3 protein-coding genes are annotated in these 6,146 nt (G+C 35.7%); 1 reads left to right on the top strand and 2 read right to left on the bottom strand.

Annotated features, from left to right (window positions below; all coding sequences use genetic code 11):
- The first annotated feature begins 460 nt into the window (after positions 1-460).
- Positions 461-3,508 carry a D-2-hydroxyglutarate dehydrogenase YdiJ gene (gene ydiJ / locus AAEY62_RS01075; RefSeq protein WP_350634441.1) on the top strand — a complete coding sequence of 1,016 codons (3,048 nt, stop codon included), beginning with the start codon at positions 461-463 and terminating at the stop codon, positions 3,506-3,508.
- A 198-nt stretch (positions 3,509-3,706) separates the two neighbouring features.
- On the opposite strand, the gene AAEY62_RS01070 is transcribed toward ydiJ, so the two are convergent.
- Both AAEY62_RS01070 and AAEY62_RS01065 read right to left on the bottom strand, forming a co-directional pair.
- Positions 3,707-4,900 (bottom strand): cation:proton antiporter, encoded by a 1,194-nt coding sequence (locus AAEY62_RS01070; protein ID WP_024590794.1) that lies wholly within the window; start codon positions 4,898-4,900, stop codon positions 3,707-3,709.
- Positions 4,900-6,111 (bottom strand): tyrosine-type recombinase/integrase, encoded by a 1,212-nt coding sequence (locus AAEY62_RS01065; RefSeq protein WP_024590795.1) that lies wholly within the window; start codon positions 6,109-6,111, stop codon positions 4,900-4,902. Before AAEY62_RS01065 ends, AAEY62_RS01070 begins: the two co-directional genes overlap by 1 nt.
- Between the last annotated feature and the right edge of the window lie 35 nt (positions 6,112-6,146).

Raw genomic sequence — 6,146 nt, 5'->3', positions numbered from 1 at the left:
CTGTGGTTTGTGTGGTAACAACCATTTGATCATGAATTGAGCTTCAACTCAATTTCTTAAGATCTTACCTATGACATCCATGTAGGCAACAAAGAGTTACTCGTCCTTAGAAAGAACCCATTGGGCAGCGCATGTTTGGTATTTATGCTGCGTTATCGCCTATTTATGGGGAGTAACCACACTACATAGGCTCTGCCTTGCCTAAACTGCTGCAAATTCAACAACCAAAGGTCAACACGCCCTAGCTACAATCGCAAAAAATAATCCTAGCAAAATAAATAACACGCCACTGATCTGTAATAGTAATTTTTTCATATAATACACCTTATTACTTGTTAACTTGAGTATAATTTAAGCTGCATTAAAATCGACTAAAAGAGTGTTACAAACTGTAAAATCTTCAATTTCTATTCGCCATCACCATGATATAATTAGTCAAATGCCCTAAAATATCGCCGTCATGATAGCAACAATTACACAACAAGATGCCGCGACAGAACTTGTCGCAAACTACCTAAATACCATTGCAAACCAAGGTTTTATCGGAGACACCGACGCAAGTTATGCAACGCGTATTACCGCTTCAACCGATAACAGTGTGTATCAGCAAATACCGCAAGGTGTTATTTTTCCAAAAAATGAAAAAGATATTCAGCTCGCACTGCAAACAGCATCTCGCGACCCGTTTTTATCATTAACTTTTGGTCCTCGTGGCGGTGGAACAGGCACTAACGGACAATCGTTAACACCTGGTATTGTTGTAGATTTGTCTCGCTATATGCGCGAAATCCTCGAAATAAATGTAGAAGAAGGCTGGGTACGCGTTCAAACCGGCGTAATAAAAGATCAACTTAATGACTTTTTAAAACCTTATGGCTTTTTCTTCTCACCCGATTTATCTACCAGTAACAGGGCAACTATTGGTGGCATGATAAGTACTGACGCATCGGGGCAAGGCTCGTTAGTTTACGGTAAAACGAGCGATCATGTTTTAGGGCTAACAACTTATTTAGTTGATGGCACACCTATGTGTACCTCCCCAATAGACATCGACAAAGCACAAATTATAGCTAATCAAGACTCATTAATTGGTAGTTTATATAAAACAGTTTTAGATATTTCAGTTAATGAACGCGCTGCTATTTTAGCTAAGTTTCCACGGTTAAATCGTTTTTTAACCGGCTACGACCTAGAGCATGTACTAAGTGATGACTTACTTACTTTTGACATGAGCCGACTAATAACGGGTTCAGAAGGCTCATTAGGTATAGTAACTGAAGCTAAATTAAACCTAACGCCTATTGCCGAATTCAAAACGCTTATTAATATTAAGTATGATAGTTTTGACTCAGCACTTCGTCATTCACCATTTTTAGTCGATGCACGTGCAACATCGGTAGAAACCGTTGATAGCAAAGTTTTAAACTTAGCGCGTGAAGATATCATTTGGAATTTAGTATCGGACTTAATAACCGACGTACCAAATAAAGATATGCAAGGCCTTAACATGGTCGAGTTTAATGCAGTATCAAACGATGATATAAAAGACAAAGTAGACACGCTTTGTAAGCTTCTAGATGAATGCGTAAAAAATCAAACTAATGGCGTTATTGGTTATCAGTTAACCAGTGATAAAAGCGATATACTAAAAATTTACGCAATGCGTAAAAAGTCAGTGGGTTTATTAGGTAATGTAAAAGGCAGCCAAAAACCTCTCGCCTTTGCAGAAGACACCGCTGTACCGCCTGAAAATTTAGCAGATTATATTGTCGAATTTAGAGCATTACTCGACAGTCATAATTTACAGTATGGTATGTTTGGCCATGTTGATGCGGGCGTTTTACACGTACGCCCAGCACTTGATATGTGTGACCCAGAACAAGAAAAACTACTTAGAACTATTTCAGATCAGGTCGTAAAACTAACCGCTAAGTACGGCGGTTTAATGTGGGGCGAGCACGGTAAAGGTTACCGTAGTGAATATAGCCCTGAGTTTTTTGGTGAGCATTTATATACGCAACTTCGAAAAATAAAAACAGCTTTCGATCCTAACAACCGTATTAACCCCGGTAAAATATGCACTCCTATCGATAGTGAAGACTCACTAGTTAGTGTAGATGGACAAAAGAGATCGCACTTTGATAAGCAAATATCAATAGAAGTTAAAACCAGTTTTAACAATGCAATGACCTGTAATGGTAATGGCATATGCTTTAATTACGATGAAAATTCACCTATGTGTCCATCGTATAAAGTAACTGGCGATCGCCGTAATTCACCAAAAGGACGCGCAAGTTTAATGCGCGAATGGCTTCGTCTACAAGAGTCAAAAAATGTAGATTTGCTCGAAGTAGAAAAGCAACTTAACAAAGGTGAAGTCATTACCTGGTGGGAACGTTTTGTTCATAGCCGCGAAAAACGAAAAGGTATATACGACTTTTCTCACGAAGTAAAAGCGTCAATGGATGAATGTTTAGCATGTAAGGCATGTACAACAGCATGCCCAATTAAAGTAGATGTACCCACTTTTCGTTCGCGCTTTTTAAATTATTATCATAGTTATTATGCACGCCCGCTAAAAGATTACCTTGTTGGTAACATAGAAAATAGCGCGCCATTAATGGCAAAGTTCGCTAAAGTTATAAACCCAATTGTTAAAACATCATTAGTTAGTAATGTTATTAAAAAAACGGTTGGCTATGTTGATACACCACAGTTAAGTATTCCTGCACTTTCAAAGCGTGTTACTAAAACACAAAAATTTGATTTTGATTTATTAAATAAATTAAATTCAGAGCGACAAAGTGACTATGTATTAATAGTACAAGACCCATTTACGAGCTTTTACGAAGCGGAATTAGTAGAAAGTTTTATTACTTTAATAACCCAACTTGGCAAAAAACCAATGCTATTACCTTTTAAACCAAATGGTAAACCGCAACACGTAAAAGGTTTTTTGCATGAATTTAAAGTTACAGCTAAAAATGCAGCCGAGTTTTTAAATAAATTAAATGATATTAATGCACCGTTAGTCGGTTTAGATGCGTCACTCGTTATGTGTTACCGCGATGAATATAATACAATTTTAGAAAATAACCGTGGCGAATTTAATGTGCAGCTTGCCCATGAATGGCTAGAAACACAATCGTTTAAATCACTAAGCGCAAAGCAAAATACAGATACCGAATTTACATTACTGAGTCATTGTACTGAAACAACTGCGCTGCCAAAAGCAGCAAATGTATGGCAAACAATTTTCAATGATATTGGTTTAACATTAAAAACAACAAATACAGGTTGTTGTGGAATGGCGGGAACTTATGGCCACGAAGCACAAAATCAAGATAACTCACGTGCGCTTTACGAAATGAGCTGGAAACCAATTGTAGATAAAAATAAACCTGAGCAACTTTTATCTACGGGATTTTCTTGTCGTAGCCAAGTTAAACGTTTTGAAAAGTTTAAACCAAAACACCCAATTGAATTACTAGCACAGGTTCTTAAATAACTTTATAAAATAAGCTCACTTAAATAAGAGTACTTAAATAAGAGTACTTAAATAAGAGTACTTAAATATTTTTATCTAAATACAAATTAGTAAATTATTTATTAAATAAAAAAAGGCGCAACGATTAACTTCATCAGTGATGAAAATAACCGTTACGCCTTTTTTAATACGTATTCTTAATTTACCTAGTTTAAATAATTATTTTTTAACAAAACTATCAGCAATAGGTTTAGTGCTAATACCATGTATAAATACACTAAACAGAATAGTCGTCATTGCTATTGTCGCTATTTGATATTTGTTTTCTATTTGCGTATCTATCACCATCAATGTAAAAACAATTGATGCTAATCCTCTTGGCCCAAACCACGCAAATGTAAAACGCTCTTTAATACTCAATGCCGTAAACTGCAGAGACAGCATAACTGGAATTATTCTAATCAATGTTGTACTTAACAAAGCGTAAATTATAATTTCAGTATTTAATTTAGGAATAACTAAGTAAGCACAAACAAACCCGAACAAGCACCAAATCATTAACGATGTGAAATCTGCGATATGCTCTGAGTCTTCAATTAATTCTGTTCTAACTTCTTCAGTCGAAAATTTATCAAATAATAAGCCTGCAATAAACACCGCAATAAAACCACTGCCATGAAAATACTGAGTGACAGAAAATACAGCCATTGCAAAACCGAGTAATAAAAATGGACTGGTATTTTGTGCAAAGTAATGACGTTTCATTGCAAAGTTTAAACTCGGTATGAAAACAGCAATACTTGTAATAGCTATTAATAAAGCCAAGCCAAGCTCTCGTCCAAACACACTTAATGTTTGTGTTGCAGTAATTGCTGAATCAGGATTTTTAGCAAGTAATATAAATATTAAAAAAATGGGTACGCATAATCCATCGTTCAAACCACTTTCAGTATTTATTCCTTCGCGTATTTTTTCAGGCACTTGTGTACTTGCTAGTAACCCTTTACTTAATGCTGCATCGGTAGGTGTTAAAATAATAGCGAGCAACGCCGCTTGAATAAGTGAAAGCTCAGCAAAGAAAAATAAAGCAACAGCAATACCAAGTAACAAAGTTAAGGGTAGGGCAACAAACAATAGTAAACTAGGATACTGAAAACTATGCCTTAATACACTTAGCTTTGATTTAGCTGCATCAGAAAATAAAAATATACTTAGCGTAAGCTCTATAAATGGTAATAAAAGATCAACACCTTCTTTTATTTTATCCCCTTCGTTGGGTAGCATTAAAGCTAAACATATTCCGCCAACAACAAAAAACATTGGGCCTGTTACTTCTGTTTTTTCTAACTGGCGAAGTGTTAAAGAATAAATTAAAAATAATCCGCCTATAAATGCTATTACTAAATACTCCATTAAATTTTCCTTTTAAGTCCTGACTTTGCTCGCTCTTTAATATTTGTTTGAATATAAATTTGATCGGTAGTCGCAATTTTAGAATGGCCTAAATCTTCCGATAAATGTTTAAGCGGTCTGGTTTGCGCATCATGTGTGGCACCAGTATGACGAAGCCAATGTGCAGTTGCAGCGCCAAGTTGTTCAGCATCATCTTTAAAACCATCATCAAGTAATGATTGCTGTGCATAATCAAAACTTTGTTGAACTAAACGCCTAATTTGCCTTACGGTCATACCACCTTGCCCGCGAATTTTATGAACTAAAGGATCTGATTCATCAACACGGGGAAGGGCAGGTAAACCTCTGTATAGTCTATAACGTTTTAAATATTCAACAAAATCATCGCTTAAGGTTACATCTCGTAATTTATTACCTTTTCCCATTATCCGTAAAAACCAAAAACCATCATTATCTTGCCAAAAATGAGACATCACCGGCGACCATTGTGGGCGCTCAGATAATTCTGAAATTCGTAAATAAAGACCTTTTAAGCAGGCAAGCGTAAATAAGTTTCGCTCTAAATCAGGGTTATGTTCGCATAAATCACGCGTTACACCAAAAACGTATTCCCATTGAATATCGCTTAATGTGTCTGGAATTTGAATTTGTGATTGAACAACTAAGTACGGACTATTTTTTTTAACAACAGGGACAAAGTTAGCAAATGTTTTTTCTTCTAATAAGGCAAACTTATAAAATACATTTAGAGCAGTAAACATAGACGATAAAGTTTGCTGACTAGCAATGGATTCTTTAAGCATAAAAGGGCGCCAGTTTTGGTTTAAACGACGAATTCCTCGTTCATCTTTATAACGCCATTGCACTGAAGTTGCAGCCCATGCTTTATCGGGTTCGACCATAAAATCAACGTAAGCTTCAATATCTTCACGTTTTAAATCGAATACTGATTTTTCTGCGATTAACCATGACCATAAATAAAAGCGTTCAAGCTCATTTCGAAAACGACTATAAGTGGCTTCTGACTTTCGGCCATAAACATATAAAAATTGATACAAGAATGTCAGATCAGCTTTTGATTCAGTTACAGTCAAGCCAATTTCCTGTATAAAGGATGCAAGTTCTGGGTATTCTGAATTGAGAGTACCGTCATCTAGATGGGCAATTTGATATCTTAATTGTTTTAACGTATCAACCAAAGCAACAAGCATAATGTATAAATATTCAATTAAATAATAGACTTACA

Origin of the sequence: Pseudoalteromonas sp. GW168-MNA-CIBAN-0100, from assembly GCF_040309225.1 — a bacterium.
Taxonomy (GTDB): Bacteria; Pseudomonadota; Gammaproteobacteria; order Enterobacterales; family Alteromonadaceae; genus Pseudoalteromonas; species Pseudoalteromonas arctica.
The sequence above is the reverse complement of the archived record's forward strand: the minus strand, read 5'-3'. Positions and strand labels throughout refer to the sequence as shown.